Origin of the sequence: Paenibacillus sp. FSL L8-0158, from assembly GCF_038592965.1 — a bacterium.
Taxonomy (GTDB): domain Bacteria; phylum Bacillota; class Bacilli; order Paenibacillales; family Paenibacillaceae; genus Paenibacillus; species Paenibacillus polymyxa_D.
On the sequence record NZ_CP151949.1, the window covers coordinates 65273 to 86188 of the forward strand.

Annotated in this window: 20 protein-coding genes; all 20 read left to right on the plus strand. The window is 46.3% G+C overall.

Annotated features, from left to right (window positions below; genetic code table 11):
* Positions 1–2 precede the first annotated feature (2 nt).
* The 20 genes from NSQ68_RS00305 (at position 3) to NSQ68_RS00400 (ending at position 20908) form a co-directional block, all read left to right on the plus strand.
* Positions 3–770, plus strand: coding sequence for a type III pantothenate kinase (locus tag NSQ68_RS00305; protein ID WP_039274025.1), 768 nt, complete (start codon positions 3–5; stop codon positions 768–770).
* A 218-nt stretch (positions 771–988) separates the two neighbouring features.
* Entirely contained in the window at positions 989–1873 is an 885-nt protein-coding gene (gene hslO / locus NSQ68_RS00310) for an Hsp33 family molecular chaperone HslO (RefSeq protein WP_025718327.1), read from the plus strand.
* A 20-nt stretch (positions 1874–1893) separates the two neighbouring features.
* Positions 1894–2838 carry a peptidyl-prolyl cis-trans isomerase gene (locus NSQ68_RS00315; RefSeq protein ID WP_342427632.1) on the plus strand — a complete coding sequence of 315 codons (945 nt, stop codon included), beginning with the start codon at positions 1894–1896 and terminating at the stop codon, positions 2836–2838.
* A 240-nt stretch (positions 2839–3078) separates the two neighbouring features.
* On the plus strand, positions 3079–4017 hold the full coding sequence (gene cysK, locus NSQ68_RS00320; protein ID WP_342427633.1) for a cysteine synthase A: 939 nt from the start codon (positions 3079–3081) through the stop codon (positions 4015–4017).
* Between the two features lie 126 nt (positions 4018–4143).
* Complete coding sequence (locus NSQ68_RS00325; protein WP_342427634.1) at positions 4144–5763, plus strand: anthranilate synthase component I family protein; 1620 nt, start codon at positions 4144–4146, stop codon at positions 5761–5763.
* A gap of 5 nt (positions 5764–5768) precedes the next feature.
* Complete coding sequence (pabA, locus tag NSQ68_RS00330; protein ID WP_342427635.1) at positions 5769–6344, plus strand: aminodeoxychorismate/anthranilate synthase component II; 576 nt, start codon at positions 5769–5771, stop codon at positions 6342–6344.
* A 3-nt stretch (positions 6345–6347) separates the two neighbouring features.
* Positions 6348–7244: an aminotransferase class IV gene (locus NSQ68_RS00335; RefSeq protein WP_342427636.1), complete on the plus strand. Its 897-nt coding sequence runs from the start codon at positions 6348–6350 to the stop codon at positions 7242–7244.
* Positions 7241–8107, plus strand: coding sequence for a dihydropteroate synthase (gene folP / locus NSQ68_RS00340; RefSeq protein ID WP_342427637.1), 867 nt, complete (start codon positions 7241–7243; stop codon positions 8105–8107). Before NSQ68_RS00335 ends, folP begins: the two co-directional genes overlap by 4 nt.
* 405 nt (positions 8108–8512) lie before the next feature.
* Positions 8513–8875, plus strand: a complete 363-nt coding sequence (folB, locus tag NSQ68_RS00345) for a dihydroneopterin aldolase (RefSeq protein ID WP_250241533.1) — start codon at positions 8513–8515, stop codon at positions 8873–8875.
* Between the two features lie 9 nt (positions 8876–8884).
* On the plus strand, positions 8885–9433 hold the full coding sequence (gene folK, locus NSQ68_RS00350; RefSeq protein WP_029514636.1) for a 2-amino-4-hydroxy-6-hydroxymethyldihydropteridine diphosphokinase: 549 nt from the start codon (positions 8885–8887) through the stop codon (positions 9431–9433).
* Positions 9385–9585: a helix-turn-helix transcriptional regulator gene (locus NSQ68_RS00355; RefSeq protein WP_307354254.1), complete on the plus strand. Its 201-nt coding sequence runs from the start codon at positions 9385–9387 to the stop codon at positions 9583–9585. The genes folK and NSQ68_RS00355 overlap by 49 nt, the downstream gene beginning before the upstream one ends.
* A gap of 44 nt (positions 9586–9629) precedes the next feature.
* Positions 9630–10658 carry a tRNA dihydrouridine synthase DusB gene (dusB, locus tag NSQ68_RS00360; protein WP_342427638.1) on the plus strand — a complete coding sequence of 343 codons (1029 nt, stop codon included), beginning with the start codon at positions 9630–9632 and terminating at the stop codon, positions 10656–10658.
* A gap of 214 nt (positions 10659–10872) precedes the next feature.
* Positions 10873–11349, plus strand: a complete 477-nt coding sequence (gene greA, locus NSQ68_RS00365; RefSeq protein WP_013308160.1) for a transcription elongation factor GreA — start codon at positions 10873–10875, stop codon at positions 11347–11349.
* A gap of 110 nt (positions 11350–11459) precedes the next feature.
* Positions 11460–12986: a lysine--tRNA ligase gene (gene lysS, locus NSQ68_RS00370; protein WP_029514639.1), complete on the plus strand. Its 1527-nt coding sequence runs from the start codon at positions 11460–11462 to the stop codon at positions 12984–12986.
* A gap of 85 nt (positions 12987–13071) precedes the next feature.
* Positions 13072–14409, plus strand: a complete 1338-nt coding sequence (locus NSQ68_RS00375; protein WP_342427639.1) for a TrkH family potassium uptake protein — start codon at positions 13072–13074, stop codon at positions 14407–14409.
* 294 nt (positions 14410–14703) lie between these two features.
* Positions 14704–15237, plus strand: a complete 534-nt coding sequence (locus tag NSQ68_RS00380) for a hypothetical protein (RefSeq protein ID WP_069011240.1) — start codon at positions 14704–14706, stop codon at positions 15235–15237.
* Positions 15238–15699: 462 nt separating this feature from the next.
* On the plus strand, positions 15700–16470 hold the full coding sequence (gene fabI, locus NSQ68_RS00385; RefSeq protein WP_342427640.1) for an enoyl-ACP reductase FabI: 771 nt from the start codon (positions 15700–15702) through the stop codon (positions 16468–16470).
* Positions 16471–16482: 12 nt separating this feature from the next.
* Complete coding sequence (locus tag NSQ68_RS00390; protein WP_342427641.1) at positions 16483–17943, plus strand: class I adenylate-forming enzyme family protein; 1461 nt, start codon at positions 16483–16485, stop codon at positions 17941–17943.
* Between the two features lie 44 nt (positions 17944–17987).
* A complete protein-coding gene (locus tag NSQ68_RS00395) occupies positions 17988–19211 on the plus strand; it encodes an aldehyde dehydrogenase family protein (RefSeq protein ID WP_342427642.1) in 1224 nt (407 codons plus the stop codon).
* Positions 19208–20908, plus strand: coding sequence for a thiamine pyrophosphate-binding protein (locus NSQ68_RS00400; RefSeq protein WP_342427643.1), 1701 nt, complete (start codon positions 19208–19210; stop codon positions 20906–20908). The genes NSQ68_RS00395 and NSQ68_RS00400 overlap by 4 nt, the downstream gene beginning before the upstream one ends.
* Positions 20909–20916: the final 8 nt, after the last annotated feature.

Consider the following 20916-nt stretch of genomic DNA (forward strand, 5'->3'; position numbering starts at 1 on the left):
CATTGATTCTTGTAGTGGATGTAGGTAATACTAATATTGTTCTGGGGATGTACGAAGGGCGGGAACTGTTGCACCATTACCGGATTAGTACCTCCAGACAGGCAACCGCAGATGAATACGGCGTACTCATACATAATCTTTTTAGTATGGGTGGCGTATTAAAGGATGACATCCATGGAGTTATTATTTCCTCTGTCGTTCCGCCATTGGTCCGTGTATTAGAAGAAATGTGCGATAAATACATAGGCAAAACGCCGTTAATCGTCGGACCGGGAATCAAGACCGGTCTTAACCTGCGTTATGAGAATCCGCGTGAAGTAGGTGCGGATCGGATCGTGAACGCTGTTGCGGCTGTCGAACGGTTCGGTGGGCCGCTGGTTGTGGTGGATTTTGGAACAGCGACGACGTTTGATTGTATTGACGATAAGGGAAACTACCTGGGTGGTGTAATTGTACCGGGTATCGGGATTTCGACAGAGGCACTGTATCAACGGGCTTCCAAGCTGCCCCGCATCGAGTTGGAGAAACCCAAAAAGGTTATTGGTCGTAATACGGTTCATGCCATGCAAGCTGGGATTATCTTCGGTTATGCTGGGCAAGTGGATGGCATTGTGAGGCGCATTAAGGAAGAAATGCAGGCGGAGCCTACGGTTATTGCTACCGGAGGTCTTGCAGAGCTAATCGCATCAGAGACAGAGAGCATCCAAAAAGTGTTGCCGATGTTGACGCTCGAAGGATTACGTATCATTTACCAACGTAACGCTGAATAAAAAAGTGGATATAAGCTGCCGCTGCGTCCAACCGATGATCTTATCGGTTTGGATTAGCGGCGTTTTTCGTCTATACTGAAATATGTTACGTTTTTGAACAATTCGCGTGATCTGTCGATGCAGGTTGTTTATATAGTAGGAAATTATGCTTCAATGATGAACAATACTAACGAAAATAAGCAGCATAGCTGTCCTGGAGAATAGGGGAGGATATCAATATGGAAAATAAGCAGGATCGACTTATTCGTGGCACAGCCATGGACGGGAGGGTTAGAGCCTTTGCTGTTCGGACAACTCAATTGGTAGAGGAATTGCGGAGAAGACATGATACGTATCCAACGGCTACCGCTGCTTTGGGGCGAACCCTCACAGCAGGAGCTATTATGGGTTCTATGCTAAAAGGCAAAGAGCGATTGACCATTCAAGTTAAAGGTGATGGACCGATTGGGCAAATCGTCGTTGATGCCAATGCTGTAGGGGAAGTGCGAGGTTATGTTACTGAACCACATGTGCATTTGCCGAGCAATAGTATGGGCAAACTGGATGTAGCGGGTGCTGTAGGTACAGAGGGGTTCATTCATATCATCAAGGATTTGGGGTTAAAAGAACCGTATCGCGGCAGTACTCCGATTATTTCTGGTGAACTGGGTGAGGACTTTACCTATTATTTTGCCAAATCGGAACAGACCCCGTCAGCGGTGGGCTTGGGTGTGCTGGTAGATACTGATAACTCGGTTATTGTGGCCGGTGGGTTTATTATTCAGTTGCTTCCAGGCTTGAATGATGATGAGATTACTGCGATCGAAAATGCAGTCAGCTCCATTCCGCCCGTTACCGCTTTGCTGGATCAAGGGTTGGAACTTGATGAAATGCTGCGCTGGATGCTGCCGGACGTTCGGATTCTCGATGAATTGGATATCCATTTTCAATGTGAGTGTTCACGTGAGCGCGTGGAGAAAACATTGATCAGTTTGGGAGAAAGCGAATTAGAGCAGTTAATTGAGGAAGAAGGACAGGCTGAGGTCGTATGTCACTTTTGTAATGAGGCTTATCAGTTTAATAAAGATGAGCTGCAAAATCTGTTAGATCAAGCCAAAGCCTAACCGGATGGGCGGTGCAAGCGATGACTACACGGGAAAAAGGATTATGGACAGCTGTCATTATTCTGACCGTTAGCGTCGCCGCCTTGGGTGGTCTTATCATGCTTCGGGGGCTGTCAAAGCCGGGTGATGTAAGCAAGGATGACGGCGATCATACTGTGGCGGAGATGGGTCAGGAAGGCATATCGGAGGAACAGTGGGTAGCGGAACTGAAAAAGCGATATGGAACCAATACGCTGTTGCAAATGTTGAATCGTAAAGCCGTGCAGGCTGAAACCAAGCGTCTCGGTATCAAGATCACCCAAGAGGATTTACAGCAGGTGCTGGAGCAGGATAGTAAAGGGTATGACTCAGATCATACCTACTTTGATGAAATGCAGCGACAGTTTGGCTTAGATCCGGTTGACTTGCGGAATGAAGCGGAATACCGGATTGGTTTAGAGAAAATAGCTACGCAGGGTATTCAAGTTCAGGAAGCTGAGATTGACGAGTATTGGGAGCAACATCCCGAGGAATTTGCCGTCGGTAAGCAGATCCAATTGGCAGCTCTTTATGTGGATAATGCGCAGGAAGCAGAAGCGTTGCTAGACCGGGTTAAGCAGGGGGAGAGCTTCGATGTGCTGATTCAAGAGCATTCAGGTAAGCCTTTCGACAAAGATAGCAGTGGACAGCTGGGATGGGTGGATGAATATGATCCATTTCAACCGGAGGCGATCATGAAGGCGGCGAGAGAGCTAAGCTCTGGGGATGTTGCGGGTCCAATCTCTGTTAACGATGGCTATGCAGTCATTTATGTACAGGATGTCCGGTTGAAGAATTCTCCGGATAAGCAGCAGATCCGGCAGCAAATTCGTCGATCTCTTGCGCTTGCACAAGCCGCTCCTTTGGAAGAGGTTGAGAAGAGTCTGCGTGATAAGTATGGAGCGCGTATTTTATCTGGAAAGAATGCATCCTCCGCTTCTCTGTAACGTAGTGAAAGAATATTGGTTTGAAGGAAGCGCGATGCTGATAACGCGGGTTGGCAGCATCGCAGCTTACTCACTCGTATTGACATTGGAATTGAAGATTGTTATGATTAGCGTATAAAACCCACTATTTTTATCGGAAATTAAATGAACGGTACAAAATAAAAATGATTGCCTAAGAATGATCTACAATATGATTTCGCATTTTTTTTATATATCATCTAAAGTCAGGGAGGAATTATCATGGCTAAAGTTGTTAATAACATCACTGAACTTATCGGGGGAACACCCCTCGTTCGCCTCAACCGGATCGTACCGGAAGATAGCGCCGAAATCTATTTGAAACTGGAATATCAGAACCCAGGCTCCAGTGTAAAAGACCGTATTGCGATTAGTATGGTAGAAGAAGCTGAACGTGAAGGACTGCTTAAGCCAGGCGGTACCATTATTGAAGCAACTAGCGGTAATACAGGAATCGGCTTGGCTATGGTTGCTGCTGCGAAGGGCTATAAGGCAGTCATCGTTATGCCAGAAACGATGAGCATAGAGCGTCGTAATTTGTTGCGCGCTTATGGAGCCGAACTTGTGTTAACACCAGGATCAGAAGGCATGAACGGATCCGTCAAGAAAATGGAAGAATTGCTGAGTGAAAATCCGGATTATTTTGCTGCGGAGCAATTCAAGAACAAAGCTAACATCAAAATTCACCGTGAAACGACCGGTCCTGAGATTGTGGAAGCCATTCGTTCCATTGGCGGAACTCTGGACGCTTTTATAGCGGGAATAGGTACTGGCGGAACCATTTCTGGAGCCGGTGAAGTGCTTAAGAAAGAATTCCCTGATATTAAAGTTGTGGCCGTAGAGCCTGCCTCTTCCCCGCTGTTAGCAGGCGGTAAGCCAGGACCCCACAAAATCCAAGGGCTGGGTGCCAACTTTATTCCTGAAATTTTAAACCGTGATATCTATGATGAAATTATTCATGTAGAAAACGATGAAGCTTTCGAGGTAGCACGTAGAGTGGCCAAGGAAGAGGGCATTTTGTCCGGTATTTCATCTGGCGCGGCTGTTCATGCGGCTTTGAAGCTTGCTAAGCAATTGGGCAAGGGTAAACGGATCGTTGTCATTATCCCAAGTAATGGAGAACGTTACCTGAGTACACCACTATACAATTTCGAGCTGTAATTATGTCTTAATTGTGTATACTATACGTAAGGATTCCCTCATTTCCCTGTTGCAGGGGGGTGGGGGTTTCTTTTTAAGGAGAGAATGTAGACTTATTGAAAAGTAGGGAAGGGGAAGCACACACGGATGAAATCGACAGCTAGAGTGACAGAGGCGCAGTGGCAGGTTTGGCAGGAGGAAGGCTGGAGCATACTTCCCTATATTGCTGAGTACTCATTACCCGTGGGAGGGCTACCGTCATCGTGGCGGAAGGCTTGGGAGGATTCGTCGCCATATGCCTTTTTGCTGGAGAGCGCTAAAGGTGGGAGGTACACCTATCTGGCCTTAAATCCGGTTGCTATATTGGAAGGCAAGGGAGAACATGCAGTTTGGACTGATTTGCAAAGTGGGAAGCATGGAGATATACATGGCCAACCTTTGAAAGTCATGAACAACTGGATCGCTCCTTACCGTGCACCGCGTGTACCTGGCATGTCCTTTTTCTCTGGAGGATTTGCCGGTTATCTTGGCTACGATGTAGCTCGCTCGTTGGAGCGTTTGCCATCTCAAGCTGCAGACGATACGGACATACCTGACTATGTATGGATGAGGGTAGATGAGCTATGGATTTATGATCACGAAAAATCCTGCATATATTGTGCTGTTCATATGCCCGCTTCTACGCATTCCGATAAAGTCAGTGATACCGATTTGACCAATCGCGTTATACTGGATGGGCCAAATCCCATACTTTGCGAGCATTACGCGGAGGCTGCCCAACGTGCAGAACGTATGCTGACTCAGTGGAATAACATCATAAATGCTGGAGAGATTGATCCTGCGTACCCTCGTCGTTGTGCTAGGCTTGCCGAAGAGGGATTAGAGGCTGCTCATCAAGAATCTGAAGGTTGGACAGCGGCATTCAACCAACAAGATTTTGAACATGCCGTAAAACGTGTGCAGGAATACATTGCCCAAGGGGATGTATTCCAGGTTAACTTGTCGATTCGTCAGCAACGTGCGCTTACAGCCCTCCCTGAAAATATATATGAATGGCTTCGTCTGCTGAATCCTTCCCCTTATATGGGGATGCTGCGTATACCAGATTTACAGATCGTCAGTGGGTCGCCAGAATTGTTGGTGAAGCTGGAGGATGGACGTGTGAGCGCCCGACCTATTGCAGGTACGAGAAGAAGGGGGCTCACACCGGATGAAGATGCCGCTATGGCAACAGAGCTTCTATCAAGCGAAAAAGAACGCGCCGAGCATATTATGCTCGTCGATCTGGAGCGTAATGATATCGGGCGGATTGCCGAATATGGATCAGTGCATGTGCCTGAACTGCTGACTGTCGAATACTATTCGCACGTGATGCACCTGGTTTCTCAAGTTGAGGGAAAATTAGCCCCGGGTCGTACAGCTATAGATGTAATTGCTGCTACTTTTCCAGGCGGAACCATTACCGGAGCACCCAAGGTACGCACGATGGAAATCATCGAGGAATTAGAGCCTGTCCGGCGGGGTCCTTATACTGGGTCCCTTGGATGGATTGACTATAACGGTAATATGGAATTAAATATTATAATAAGAACACTAGCTGTTAAAGGCAGCACTGCCTATTTACAGACAGGTGCGGGGATCGTCATTGATTCAGACCCGTACAGGGAATATCGGGAATGTCGGAACAAGGCCAGAGCTGTCATGAAGGCGGTACAATGTGGTGAAGAAGAAGCCGCTTTGAGCAGAAGCGGTATCACAGGAGGGTGAGTCGTATGATTTTGGTGATTGATAATTATGATTCGTTTACGTACAATCTTGTTCAGTATTTGGGTGAACTTGGCGAAGAAGTAACCGTAAAACGTAACGATGAGATTGATGTGAGAGGCATAGAAGAGCTGGCACCAGAGCATATTTTGATCTCGCCGGGTCCATGCACGCCGAATGAGGCGGGGATATCACTGGATGTGATCAGCCATTTTAAAGGTCGCATTCCGATTTTTGGCGTTTGCCTCGGCCATCAGGCCATCGGACAGGCTTTTGGCGGTAAGGTTATCCGGGCTGAACGACTCATGCACGGTAAGACATCACCGATTCTTCATCACAATACGTCAGTATTTGAAGGCTTGCCTTCTCCGTTCACAGCAACCCGGTATCACTCATTGCTGGTGGAGCGCGAGAGTCTGCCTGAGTGTCTAGAGATTACCGCTGAAACCGCAGAAGGTGAAATTATGGGTTTGCGGCATAAAGAATTTGCCGTAGAAGGAGTTCAGTTCCATCCAGAATCCATTATTACGGATTACGGGCATCAACTGTTACGCAATTTCCTAAAACGCAAGGTAGGCGTCTGATTCATGAAATATATCGGAGTCAACGGCGTCCTCACGGAAGCCGCTAAAGCCGTGATTCACGTAAGTGATCACGGCTTTTTATACGGAATGGGCTTGTTTGAAACATTCCGCACCTACAAGGGTGCCCCATTCTTGCTGGATCGGCATCTGCATCGACTACAGGAAGGCTGCCGAATGCTCGGCATTCCTTTTCAACTGGATGAGGAGCAGCTTACGAAACACATCCAGCATCTGATGGTGGCAAATGGGTTGGATGAAGCCTACATCCGCTACACCGTATCAGCGGGTGAAGAGGTGCTAGGATTGCCGACGGGTGACTATACGCGTCCCAACCATATTTTGTTTGCCAAACCGTTGCCCTCTACCAATACACAAACCGGGCAATCCACTTCCCCATCGGCGCTTCAGTTGTTGCGAACCCCCAGAAACACTCCAGAGGGTGAGGTTCGATTAAAATCGCTCCATTATATGAATAATATTCTTGCGAAGCGGGAACTTCAGCAGTATGCCGAGGCTGTCCGTTATAAGGCTGAGGGAATAATGCTTACGGCCAACGGTTTTCTGGCAGAGGGAATAGTTAGTAATCTGTTTTTTGTGCGAAATAATACGCTGTATACCCCTGACTTGTCTACTGGAATTTTGCCAGGCATTACACGTGAGTTCATTTTGGAGCTGGCGCATCTGCGAGACATTCCTTGTGAGCAGGGCCTGTACCGCTGGGACGAGCTGAAGCAGGCTGATGAAATTTTTATGACCAACTCTATACAAGAAATACGGCCCGTGGATTTGTTGTTGGAGCCGGGAGGAACAACGAACCATTTATCGGTTCCCTTGACGCAGCCCAGGTCCATAACAGCTTTGCTGTTGCACGATTATAGACAGAAAGCAGGGATCAAGTGAACATACCAACTCTTTATCAACGTAGTTACCGAATGGGGGATGCCGAGCTTACACTCGGACATTCCACACAGATCATGGGTATACTGAATGTGACCCCGGATTCATTTTCCGATGGAGGATTACATGATAACCCGGAGATTGCTGTTTTACATGCATTGAAGCTGGTGGAAGACGGAGCCGATATTATTGACATTGGCGGGGAGTCTACCCGTCCGGGGCATGATCCAGTAGGTGTGGAAGAGGAGCTGGCTCGGGTCATTCCGGTCGTCCAGGCCATCCATCGTATCGCACCGCACATTCCGTTATCTGTAGATACTTACAAAGCCGAAGTAGCCAGAAAGGCACTCGAAGCCGGCGCACATATCATTAATGATGTGTGGGGGTTTAAGGCAGACCCTGATATGGCACGTGTAGCTTCGGAATTCGATTGCCCGGTCATTTTGATGCATAATCGTCATGACCGTAACTATAGTGATTTGGTTTCTGATATGCTGTCCGATTTAAAAGAAAGTATCCGATTAGCGCTGGATGCGGGGGTACGTGAGGAACAGATCATTTTAGACCCAGGCATCGGTTTTGCCAAGGATTACGATGAAAATATTCATGTCATGACTTCTCTCGATACATTGAGTCAGCTGGGCTTTCCGCTGTTATTGGCTACGTCGCGCAAAAGATTTATTCGTACAGCACTGGACTTGCCTGTGAATGATGTGGTGGAGGGCACGGCGGCTACTGTTGCTTTTGGCATTGCTCAAGGGTGCCAGATTGTGCGTGTACACGATGTGGCGCAAATCAAGCGCACCGTACGTATGTGTGATGCGATGGTGTACGGGTCTAAAAATGCACTGAGTTATGGTGGTTAATAGACGCTCCACGAATGATTTGATCCTACGATCGCTGTTGCAACGGGATTCTAACAGTCATATGTTTACCAATTCAAAGAATCCCGTTGCAAAGGCGAGCGCTCCGCTTCTTCGGATTCAAATCCTTCATTACGCTACCACCAGCATAAAGTCACTGTATTTTTAGAAAAAAATTTATTATATAAGTTAAACTCGAAAAATACACATTAAAACGGAGTAGGCGGAATGGTGCTATACAAGCGATAGCGGTCGCCTTTGTGTCCGGATTTCAACCATTTTAGCTTGATTTAGGGAAATTCGGGCACAACAGCGATGGTAAGCACCATCCGACCGCGTAGTGGCGCCTCGCGTACATCATTAGTCGGTTTAGATAGAAAAATTAAAAAAACAGGGGGTCTATCCACGATGGATAAAATGGTTTTGCATCGTATGGAGTATTACGGATATCATGGCGTTTTTCCAGAGGAACGTAAGCTGGGACAACGTTACTATATTGATTTGGAACTGGAGCTTGATCTGCGTGAAGCGGGTGAGCAGGATGCTTTGGACAAAACGGTTAATTACGCCGAGGTGCATTACACCGTTAAAGATATTGTAGAAAAGGAATCTTACCAATTGATTGAAGCTTTGGGCGAACGTATTGCATCTTCCCTACTGGACACTTATACTAGTGTCAATGCACTGACTGTCAAAGTCACGAAGCCGCATCCGCCGTTTGATATTCATTTTCAAGGCGTGACGGTTGAGCTTTATCGCGCAAGAAAGTAGGAACGATACATGAATGCACATTCGACCTCTGAGGCATCAGAGGCTTATATTGCTTTAGGGGCTAATTTGGGGGAGCGCGAGCATACCCTGTATGAAGCCATTACGGCGCTGGACGAACATCCGGGTATCCGGGTAATACGGTGCTCCAGCCTGTACGAAACAGAGCCTGTTGGGTATCTGGATCAACCTTCTTTTTTGAACATGACGGTAGCCCTATCTACAACACTTGCTCCAGAGGAGCTTCTGGTATATATGCTGGAGGTGGAGAGTCGTCTGGGGAGAGTAAGACATATTCCTAATGGTCCACGAACCATTGATCTGGACTTGTTATGGATGGGAGCGGCACAACTGGCTACACCGGATTTGGAGCTTCCTCACCCTCGTATGTTGGAGCGTGCTTTTGTGCTGGTTCCCTTGGCTGACATCGTTCCGAACCAAGATCCGTCCGGTCTGTACAGTATCGTGCATACTGCATTGAATTCTGTGGATGGAAAGGACGGCATACAGCTTTGGAAAACATGCAGCTGGCGCAACGACTCCGCGCCTTTCGGAAACTAAAAGGGTTCACACAGCAGGAGTTGGCAGAGCGTACCGGTATATCTTTGACTGTATTAGGTGCTGTGGAGCGAGGCAATCGTACAATAGACTTAGACATGCTGAACCTTATCGCCCAAACGCTAGAAATTGAAGTCCGGGAACTGACGGAATGACGATAAATAATGATACAAAAGAAAGAATAAAGGGGTGAACAGATATGTTGAAAATCGGCGGTATTGAAATGAAAAACCAAGTCGTTCTGGCTCCGATGGCAGGCGTGTGCAACCCTGCTTTTCGCCTGATCGCCAAGGAATTCGGTACAGGTCTGGTATGTGCAGAAATGGTTAGTGATAAAGCGATCATTCACGGCAACAAGCGTACGCGCGAGATGCTGTTTGTAGATGAGCGTGAGAAGCCACTTAGCTTGCAAATTTTCGGGGGAGACCGCGAATCTTTGGTGGAAGCAGCGAAGGTCGTAGATCAGGAAACGAATGCAGATATTATTGATATCAATATGGGTTGCCCGGTTCCCAAAGTGACCAAATGTGATGCAGGTGCTCGTTGGCTGCTCGATCCAAACAAGATTTATGAAATGGTATCGGCGGTAGTGGAATCAGTAAGCAAGCCGGTTACTGTGAAAATGCGTATTGGTTGGGATAGTGAGCATATTTATGCCGTAGAGAACGCTCGCGCTGTTGAACGTGCCGGAGGACAGGCCGTTAGCGTCCATGGCCGTACACGGGAGCAACTGTATACGGGACATGCGAATTGGGATATTATAAAGGAAGTTAAAGAAGCAGTTTCCATTCCTGTAATTGGAAATGGCGATGTGGCATCACCGGAAGATGCTCGCCGTATGCTGGATTTGACCAATTGTGATGGCGTTATGATCGGACGCGGTGCTCTCGGGAATCCGTGGATGCTCTACCGTACGATTGAGTACTTGCAATCAGGCGAGCTGTTGCCCGATCCTTCACCGGAAGAAAAAATTCGTATTGCCATTCTGCATATGGATCGTCTGGTTGCATTGAAGGGTGAAGCAGTAGCTGTCCGTGAAATGCGCAAGCATCTGGCTTGGTACCTCAAGGGGCTTAAAGGTTCAGCACGTATTAAGGATGCCATTATGGAAGAAACAAAGCGCGACGATATGGTACGTATTTTGGATCAATTTGTATCTCAATTGCACATGGTGGAAAACGATGAGCTTTCTACAAGCGCTGCATCTCCTGCTGCTATTGCGCAATAAGGAAGCTGTTCCGGCCTGCGCACGCGATTGACTTTTCCAATTGCTTGCCCTATAATCGTTCAGTATAAAATCTTGATGTATGCTACAAATTGTGTGCAGCTCTCAAGACAACAGCAGGAAATGTTCTCATTCCCTCAGAGTGGCATATTATGTTTTGAAAGCGTGCATTCCGATGCACTTTTAAACTTTTCCCATGACAGGAGAATCGGTTAAGATGAGCGATAAAGAAGTCATTCTGACACAGGAAGGTCTTAGAAAGCTCGAAGATGAGCTTGAGAACTTAAAGTCTGTCAAACGCCGCGAAGTGGCTGAACGGATTAAGGTAGCCATCGGATACGGAGATATTAGTGAAAACTCCGAATATGAGGATGCGAAGAATGAGCAGGCCTTTATTGAAGGCCGTGTAATTACGTTGGAAAAGATGCTACGCAATGCCCGCATTATCAATAGTGATGAAATTGACACCGATGTTGTGGGAGTAGGTGCAACTGTGACTGTTGAAGATTTGGAATTCGGAGATATTACAGAGTATGCTATCGTAGGTTCTGCCGAATCCGACCCGCTACAGAACAAGATTTCGAATGAAAGTCCGGTTGGCAAGGCAATTCTCGGTAAGAAAAAGGGAACTGTAGTAGATGTCACCGTTCCAGCAGGCGTTATTCAATATAAAATCGTGGATATCAAGAAATAAGACACGGACTTTGGAATTTAATGTAAAAGCTTCCTTGTGGAAGCTTTTTTTCTCTACACCCGGACGGACCCCGGCCCGTCTATTCATATTGAAGGAGCTGATTTAGCACCATGTCGGATGAAACTACTAACCAGGAAACACAAGAAAATCGCGAGGAATTAAGTGAATTATTGCAAATTCGTCGTGCCAAATTGGACGAGCTTCGCTCATTGGGCATTGATCCTTTTGGACGCAAATACATACGCACGGCTGAAGCGGGCGTACTACTGAGCAAGTATGACAGTTTGACTAAGGAAGAACTGGAAGAAAAGAATATTGAAGTTAGCATAGCAGGCCGTATTATGGCTAAACGTGTTATGGGAAAAGCCAGCTTTGCTCATATACAGGATCTTAGCGGACGTATTCAAATTTATGTTCGTCAAGACACAGTACCTGAATCCAAATATAAAGCATTTGGCATTTTAGATCTGGGCGATATTGTTGGTGTTAAGGGTGTGCTCTTTAAGACCAAAACAGGTGAAACAACGATCAAAGTGCTGGATATTGAGGTCTTGTCCAAATCCTTGTATCCATTACCGGAGAAATATCATGGCCTGAAGGATGTTGAATTGCGTTACCGTCAGCGTTATGTCGATCTGGTTATGAACCCTGAAGTACAAAAAACGTTCATTACACGGTCCCGTATTATTCAATCCATGCGTCGTTATCTCGATTCGCTCGGCTATTTGGAAGTTGAAACCCCAACATTACATTCCATTGCTGGCGGAGCGGCGGCGAAGCCATTTGTTACGCACCATAATGCATTGGACATGCAGCTTTATATGCGTATTGCTATTGAACTCCATTTGAAACGACTAATTGTCGGCGGAATGGAGAAAGTATATGAGATCGGTCGTGTTTACCGTAATGAAGGTATTTCGACCCGCCATAACCCTGAGTTTACGATGATTGAGCTGTATGAAGCGTATGCTGATTATAAAGATATCATGCAATTGACGGAAAACATGGTTGCACATATTGCGCAGGAAGTACTGGGCACACAGCACATTCAATATCAAGGCCAGGAAGTGGATCTGACGCCGCAATGGCGCAGAGTCTCCATGGTTGATGCTGTTAAAGAAGTAACAGGCGTAGACTTTAGCGTGCAGATGAGTAATGAAGAAGCTCATCGCCTTGCGAAAGAGCATAAAGTTCCGGTTGAACCACACATGACATTTGGCCATATCCTGAATGCATTCTTTGAGCAGTTCGTAGAAGAAACGCTCATTCAGCCGACCTTTATTACTGGACATCCGGTTGAAATCTCGCCGTTGGCCAAGAAAAACGAACAAGATCCGCGGTTTACGGATCGTTTCGAGCTGTTCGTGGTCGCTCGTGAGCATGCGAATGCGTTCACTGAGCTGAATGACCCAATCGACCAGCGCCAACGTTTTGAAGCACAATTGCTAGAACGTGAGCACGGTAACGATGAGGCTCATGAAATGGATGATGACTTTATCCGCGCCTTGGAATACGGTATGCCGCCAACAGGCGGACTGGGCATCGGCATCGATCGTTTGGTCATGTTGCTGACAGATGCTCCTTCCATTCGCGATGTGCTGCTTTTCCCGCATATGCGTAACCGTACAGTAGAATAACATAACATTATGAATATAGAGGATCAGCCGGGCTTCCCGTGTCTTGTTCCTCTTTTTCATAAGAACGGATGGAGAGAATACTCTAATGAAACGCAGCGTCAAGCTTAGTCGGTTCGCATCGCCTCCTTTTATATTGGTCATTGGATATTTATTGATTATTGCATTGGGTACTTTGCTACTAATGCTTCCTGTTGCCAATCATGGTGGTCATGCTCCGCATTGGATTGATTCGCTTTTTACGTCCGTCTCAGCCGCTTGTGTCACCGGACTGGTCGTTGTTGACGTCGATTCAACGTATACGATGTTTGGCGAAACCGTCATTTTGGTGCTGATGCAGCTAGGCGGGCTGGGGTTTATGACCTTAGCGACCTTGTTTGCGCTGTTGTTGGGGCGGCGATTATCGTTAAAGGATCGGTTGCTGCTTAAGGAAGCTATTAATGCCGATAGCATGGAAGGGATCGTGCGTATTATTCGCAAGGTGCTGATCTTTTCTTTTACCATTGAGGCGATAGCTGCCGTCGTCTTAGCTTTGCGGTGGATGCGAGAAATGCCTGTCGGACAAGCGATGTATTATGGAATATTCCATTCCGTATCCCTCTTTAATAACGGGGGATTCGATCTGTTCGGGACTAGCTTCCAACAATACGCTGGAGATTTTGTTTTCAATATGATTGCATCTGTGCTCGTTATATCAGGAGGCTTGGGTTTCCTGGTGCTTAGCGATCTGTTCGATTTTCGCCGTACCCGGAGACTGTCTCTACACTCCAAAATGGTACTAAGCGTGTCGGGAGTGCTCATTGTGGTTGGTGCGCTGGTTTTATTTGTTTTTGAGTTTACCAATGCACGAACCTTGGGTGCGCTAAACTGGGAAGGCAAAGTTTATGGAGCTGTCTTTCAATCGGTCTCCACGAGATCATCGGGTACGAGCACAGTCGATATCAGCGGGTTAAGGCAGGCAAGTCAGTTTTTTATTATGTTGCTGATGATTATCGGTGCTTCTCCGGGCTCAACAGGAGGAGGAATCAAAACGACTACGTTTCTGCTTATGGTAGGTGCGCTAATCGCCGTCATGCGAGGACAGAAGGAAATTGTGTTTTTCCGTCATAGGGTCCCCAAAGATATCATGATGCGGGCGCTGACCATTATTGTACTAGCCCTATTTATATTCTCGATTGTGGTTATACTGCTCTTAATGACAGAGGATGCCCCATTTCTCTCCCTTGCATTTGAGGCTGCTTCCGCAATCGGAACGGTAGGGTTATCCGTAGGAGTGACGCCAGGGTTGTCTGACGCAGGCAAGCTGATTATTTGTGTGACTATGTTTATTGGTCGAATTGGTCCTCTTACGATAGCCTATGCCATTCGTCCACGCTCAACCAAGACATTGTACCGTCGTCCCGAAGGGCATATCGTAATTGGATAGTGTATCTGTAAAAAAGATGTACCCGTGCTGATTAGCATAGGTACATCTTTTTTTCATTTCAGATCATCATAATTCTTTATGGGTAGCATATCATGTAAAATGCCCATTTTGAGAACAAGACGAAATAGTTAGAACAGATACTGTTTTTCGCAGAAAAAAACGGCTATTTGTTTCCTTTTATGTAATTATAGACAAAATACTAGGAATATTATGTATAATATTGTATGATAGTGGGCATGAAAGGGGGATAGTTGAGGTGAATACCAATTTCTAATTTGAAAGGAATCATCTATTATGTATTTATTTATTATTAGTGCCGAAGTTTTATTTTGGGTTTTTGTTGTTGCAGGCTTGATCGCAAGGTATATGTTTGGCTTGAAGAAGTTAGGCGGTCTTCTTTTACTATTTACCCCCATTATTGATATCCTGCTACTAATTGCGGTGTTTATCACGGTGAAAAGTGGCATGGAGATTACGACTGCTACTGGCTTGGCGGCCTGTTATTTTGGTATTACAGTAGCATTTGGTCATAGGTTAATTAAGTGGGCGGATGTACGGTTCTCCCATTGGTTTGGTAAGGGGCCCAAGCCTGAACGCAAGTATGGTGCTGCTCATGCAAAAGAGGAACGGATAGGTTGGTTGCTTCACCTTTTGGGCTGGGCTATAGGTAATGCTTTGTTGCTCGCCATCATTGTGTATGTTGATGATCCTCAGCGTACGGTGTCTTTGGAGGGCATTATGCAAACATGGGCGATCGTTCTGGTAATCGACTTTGTTGTCTCCTTTAGCTATACTTTAGCTCCCAAAAAACAAAAGCGTAGTCTATAAAGGTTAAGGCTTTACACTTAGATGATATCTGGCTGGTCACTCAGGATGTTCAAATCGGGAGAGTCATTGTTGGTGAAAATGAAGTGGTTACTTCCGGTAGTGGGGTGAGTCTGTCATCGGAATGTAAATATTTACAAAAATATGCGGATTTTATGTTTAACTCGCTTTGACAGTCACCTTATTTTCGCCTCGCTACCTTTTTTCACACACATGTATCCCTTTCGATTTGAACACAGACCAACAGAAGCAACACAATTATTTTTTGTGAGATGACAGACAGCATACATGATGTGTTACACAAATTTTAAAATAAATTTTGTGATTTGCCTAAAACGTCGCCTATCTAAGTTTGGCAATTAACGTGATAATATTCCAGGAAAGATTACATATGTCTATAAATGTAGACATACTCAATTAAGTTGTTATTTTGTTTAAAAATGTAAAAAAAGAAAGGTGGTTTCTGTGGCAGTACTACTGAGCGGTAAGAACATTTTGATTATGGGCGTGGCTAATAACAGGAGTATTGCTTGGGGGACAGCTCAATCTTTAGCTGCTGAAGGAGCACAGCTCATTTTTACTTACGAAAATGAGAGGGTTGCAGAGCGGGTACTAAAGCTCGCTGAAACCATTCCGGGAGCACTGGTCTGTCCTTGTAATGTTCAAAGCAATGAAGAGCTTGATGCATTGGCGGATTTTATAAAAGAAAAAGTAGGCGTATTGCATGGCTATTTTCACAGTGTCGCCTATGCTAAGGCTGAGGATTTGGATGGCTTGTTCGTTGACACTTCTCGCGAGGGATTCGCCGTTGCACAAGAAATCAGCGCCTATTCCTTGGCTGCTGTATCCCGTCGAGTATACCCACTGATGACAGAGGGTGGGAGTATCGTCACCATGACGTATATTGGCGCAGAACGAGCGATCAAAAATTACAATGTTATGGGTGTGGCGAAGGCTTCACTGGAAGCCAGCATGCGCTATCTGTCGAATGATCTGGGCACATATGGCATTCGTGTAAATGCAATTTCCGCTGGTCCGATACGGACTTTGGCTGCCTATGGCATTAAGGATTTTAACACAATGCTCAAACATATTGAAGAAACTACGCCCCTACGCAAGACGGTTGATACGTCCGAAGTCGGAGATACGGCGTTATTCCTATTTTCCCATTTATCGAGAGGCATTACGGGTGAAGTTATCCATGTAGATGCTGGATACCATATTACGGGGATGTAAGGAGGGAACGTTGTGCTTATTACGCATACGGATTGCCGGATTATCTCACCTGAAGGAATTATGACCAGGGAGCGTCTGGAGCGAGACGTTACGATCTTCTCCCGGATGTTGACTCTCAGAGGAATTCCCGAAGACGGTAGAGTGATTCTGAAAGCGGCCAATTCTTATTGGTTTGTTGTGTCTCTGTTCTCCCTGTGCAATATCGCTGTTTCGGTGACTGTGGTGGACGAGCAGACTGTGCTCGATGAGGTGGCCCAAATCTATGATGAAGCGGGTGCCTGTTGTATCCTTACGGATTCAGATTTAGAACTTCCTCATGCTCTCGTTATTCTGATTCAAGATTTGATTCAAGAAGAAACAGCACATCCGGATTGGGTGGGAGAGCCAAAGCTTGAAGCCCTCGACTTTAACAAGTGGTGCGAGAGGCCAGATGCGCTCATTCTGTATTCTTCAGGTACGACGGGAAAACCCAAGGGAATCGTGAAAGCTGGTTCAGCTTTTATGGAGAATATCAGGCATTCCATACACGCCATGAACTACCTACCGTCTGACCATATGCTCCCCGTTGTGCCATTCTCTCATTTTTATGGAATCTCACTTATCTTTTCCTGGTGGTTAACCTCATGTTCTCTCATCATCTGCAATCCAAAAAACCTCTGGAGCGTCATTGCAAGTATTACGAAAGACCGGGCGACGGTCGTAGACGCTAACCCCTCTGCTTTTTACACCTTGTTGCGTATGCTAAACCGAAAACCCGAACAACTGGAAATGGTCAAGGAAGCTCCGGTGCGTATGTGGTGCGTAGGCGGTTCTCCACTTACCCAAGACCTTGAAGAGAAATTTAACAACATATTTGGACAGCCTCTGCTGAATGGTTACGGCCTTTCTGAACTGGGCAACGTTACGCTGGGGACGCTAGAGTGTCCGAAGGGTTGTGGCCTACCATTACCCGGTGTGGACTTGAAAATACTAGATTCTACAGGCAACCAGCAGACGGACGGTGTCGTAGGCGAAGTGTGGATACGCAGTGCTGGATGCATGGAAGGTTATCTGAATCGTCCAGACCTGACGCAATCCGTTCTACAGGACGGTTGGTTCAAGACGGGGGATCTGGGCTATCTGGATGACGGAATGCTGTATGTCATTGGTCGCAGCGGCAAGACGGTCAACCGGATGGGCTATATGGTATCTCCGGTCTATATTGAGGACCGGATTGGTTCGCTAGGTTACCGATCCTGCGTGATCACCTTGGAGGATGAGGCTAAAGGGACATTACTTATTGCCTTCATCGAAGGCGAATCTTCGCAAGCCTTGTCTGTACTCCGCAAAGAAATAAATCGTGTACTCCCTTCATACATGTTTCCCGATCTTTTGCTTCCGCTCGACCACTTTCCTTTAAACCGCAATGGAAAAGTGGATCGTCTGGAGATGGAGCGTATTGCCCTGGAAAAAGTTGCTTCTCGCAAGGTATAGCAAGATATTTACCAAAACCGCATATAGGAAAGGGAGAATGTGCCATGAATATAAATCCAGAATTGGCAGAAAACACACTGTTTTTGGAAAGGCATGAATCTATTCTGAAATGCCTCAATTATTTGATTGAAAATCGGCAGGAAGTGATGGATATTCTCACGCAATTTTCATCCTATCGGGCCGCCAATGCAGAAATTGACTCCACGATCCTCACACTTCAAGGTGCTCTGCAAGAAGTGCAGACCTATCAGCCAAGCTGGCAACGATCTATGGCTGTATTCATGCCTTCCAACGTCATTTTGTACTCCTATGCATTATACCTCTTGATTCCGTCCTTGTACGTTGAAAATATAGACTTTCGCCCTTCTTCTCACGTAAATGAGTACGTCAACATGCTGCATGAAAAGCTTCAGGCTGTACATGGATTACCCATCTATATTCGTAAAGTTAGCCAGAAGGTGTTCATGGAGAATTCCGTGATGCCAGCTGATATTGTGGTGTTCACCGGGAGCTATACCAATGCAGAGAAGATTAAAAAACAGATTCGAAAAGATCAGCTCTACATTTTTTACGGACAAGGGCTAAATCCATTCATCATCGGACCTGATGCAGATCTGGAGCTGGCGGTTACCGATGTGATCCGAATGAGATTGTTCAACTCTGGACAAGACTGCCTAGGCCCCGACATCATTCTGGTACATCAAGATGTGAGTGAGCATTTCAAAGATCTGCTGATTCAACAGCTTGACCAACTCGTGTTTGGAGCCAACGATGATCCGAACGCAAACTATACCCCTATATTCTATAAAGACACGCTATATTCGGTTTCCGAATATTTTAACACGAACGATAAGTTTATTATTTACGGCGGCGGCATTGATTTCCGTACAAAAAAGATGGAGCCAACGGTTGTATATAGTGAATTAGATCAGAATCTGGAGATTATTGAGTATTTTTCGCCAGTCTTCAATGTAGTTAGCTACCAAGACGACGAGCAACTGATCAAACGTATCTCCTCCAGTTATTTCAGTGAACGTGCAATGGGTTGCAGCTTATACGGATCGGAGCACCTGACTGACGTTCTACGAAAGAAGCACACATTGACCATTAATCAGACACTTGAGGATGTGGATCAAGGCAATAAGCCTTTTGGTGGCTACGGCACGATGTCGAACTATATTTTTTACGATTTCAAGCTCATTTCAAAGCCGATCTTGATTTCAGAAATTGTCGCAGAATATTTGTCGGAAAAGAGGAGTTTGGTATGACTGCGAGCTTCTTTCCCTGGGATGCCATCATTGGCTACTTAAAATCGGCTGGAATTCAGCATCTCTTTGGATTACCAAGTGATGATCTCAAAATCGTATCGTCACTCCCCTCATCCGGTATGGATTTTATTCTGTGCAAAGATCAACGTAATGCAGTGTTTATGGCAGCAGGTTATGCGCTCACCACCAACCAGATGTCCGTATGTGTTGTGGGTAAAGGGCCTGCGCTCAGTAATACACTTACAGGGCTGCTGGAAGCCAAGAACCTGGGCGCTCCGCTCCTGCTTCTGGCGCTTGGTACCGGAGGAGATAAGCTGGGTACCCGATCCTTTCAGGAAGCCGATCAAATCTCACTTGTGAAGCCGCTTGTTAAATGGGCTTATCGTGTCGAGCATGTAGATCGGCTTGTATGGGCGATGGAGCGGGCTGCCTTTTTGGCTATCAATGGAGCGCCGGGTCCTGTCTATATCGAACTCCCTGAAAACCTGATGGACCAGCCTGTGCCAACAGTGCTTCAGTTTACCCCGCCCGAGAAGATTTCGTGTTCTCCGTCTCTGCGGGAGTTGGATACGGCTTGGGCGATTATAAAGACGGCGCGCAGGCCGCTCATTCTAGTCGGAGGGGGAATGAAGTCAGGTACAGGTGATGTGATTGAGCGATTCGCCCACCAACATGGAGCGGCCTTGTTCGCAACCGCCTCAGGACGGGGTGTAGTGGATGAAGAACACGAACTTTTCTGCGGTGTTGCCGGACTCTATACGGATCTCAGTCTAAGACAAATCTGGAAGGAATCTGATGTGGTAATCACACTGGGCAGCCGCTTGGAAGAAACGGCTACGTTCGAGTGGGATATTCTGCTACAGGATACACCTTTGATTCAAGTTAATGTGGAGCTGGAGGATTTTGCCCACGAATACAGGGGTATCAAAGTGCTTGGTGATGGATATGCAGCAGTGGAGCAATGGCATGATCGGCTGGGGCAGAAGCCTGATGGAGTGTGGCTTGAAACGATCAGGAGCTGTAAAGAGAAGGCTTTTTCTCATAGGGTTATCTATCTGGAGGAATTGAAAAAGGCCCCTGGGATCCACGTTCCTGAGCTGTTGGAAATCATTCAGACGGAGTTTCCTGAAAATCTAGTGCTTCTTCAAGAAAATGGATTGCAGGATATGTGGTCCTACTTTTATCCATATTTCCGCTTTACTCAAGGCTCTCTTTCGATTGTTCCCAGTGATCAAACTAGCCTAGGATTCGGTGCGGCTGCTGCTCTGGGAGCAAGTGTGGCAACGCAACGTCCAGTAGTGGCACTTGTAGGTGACGGTGCGTTCAATCTCTTCTGTTCGGATTTTATGACGGCAGTAGAATATCAAATACCGTTAATCTATATCGTACTCAATAATGGTGGCTATGGTTGGTTGCAGAATCAGATGAATTATAAACATCTCACAGGGCAGTCCCTCCCGTTTGTTTCTGAGGCGGCGAAGACAGGGATTCAAATTCCCCAGTATGAGTTTGTGGAAAGCCTCGCAATTCGGAGTAAGGGAGAGGCACGGGAACAGCTTCAGCTTGCTTGGCAAAAGTATCAGGAGAACAAGCTTGTGATCGTCGAGGTATATGCTGATCTTGCGGATGTGCATGAAAAAATCAGTCATGTGTATGGCGACTTTCCTCTCTACGAGCAACAGGCTTCCAAGAATTAATTTCAACG